At 40.4% G+C, this 799-nt stretch carries 1 protein-coding gene and 1 pseudogene; both read left to right on the top strand.

Annotated features, from left to right (window positions below; translation table 11 throughout):
• Positions 1–129: pseudogene (locus tag ACFINS_RS10010) on the top strand (UTP--glucose-1-phosphate uridylyltransferase); the annotation flags it as partial.
• Between the two features lie 33 nt (positions 130–162).
• Positions 163–799: SIS domain-containing protein (locus ACFINS_RS10005; RefSeq protein ID WP_375706177.1), on the top strand; the 637-nt coding region annotated here is incomplete at its 3' end.

Raw genomic sequence — 799 nt, 5'->3', positions numbered from 1 at the left:
GATTGTGGTTCTAAAGCTGGTTTTATTGAAGCTAACGTTGCATTTTCTTTAGCACGCGCTGATATGCACAGCCAAGTTTCTGCCTCATTGAAAAATTTACTAGAAATCATTAAAATAGAAAAGTTATAGATCTTTCATTAAATTCATTTATCAAATTTAATCATGACAGCACAGTCTTCCCATATGTTGGTTTTACAAAGCACTGTTACATCGGCATTTAAAACAATTGCAAGTGAGAAACAAGGGCTTGAAGCCCTTGAAGAAGCTTTGCTTGGATATCTTTCTTCCGCTTTTCAAGCTGCTGTTCAAACTATCAGAAATGCTAATGGTCATGTAGTAATTACTGGTCTTGGCAAGAGTGGTCATATAGGTGCAAAAATTGCTGCAACTTTAGCTTCGACCGGAACGCCTGCTTTTTTTGTGCATGCTGCAGAAGCTAATCATGGTGATCTTGGTATGATTGGATCTGACGATGTTATTCTTGCTTTGTCATGGTCAGGCGAAACTTCGGAATTAAGTGGCATTATCAACCATGCTGCGCGGTTTCGCACGCCACTTATTGCCATGACATCGGGGGAGCACTCTGTATTAGGACGGCAAGCGGATATTGTACTCTTATTGCCAAAGATAGAAGAGGCGTGTCCTCACGGGCTTGCTCCTACAACTTCAACAATTATGCAATTGGCAATGGGAGATGCGTTAGCTGTTGCTCTTTTAGAAATGCGTGGTTTTACTGCGACAGATTTTAAAATTTATCATCCTGGTGGTTCTCTTGGTGCAAGTCTTAAATATGTTCGTG

The organism is Bartonella sp. AA2SXKL, from assembly GCF_042197205.1.
Classification (GTDB): Bacteria; Pseudomonadota; Alphaproteobacteria; order Rhizobiales; family Rhizobiaceae; genus Bartonella.
The sequence above is the reverse complement of the archived record's forward strand: the minus strand, read 5'-3'. Positions and strand labels throughout refer to the sequence as shown.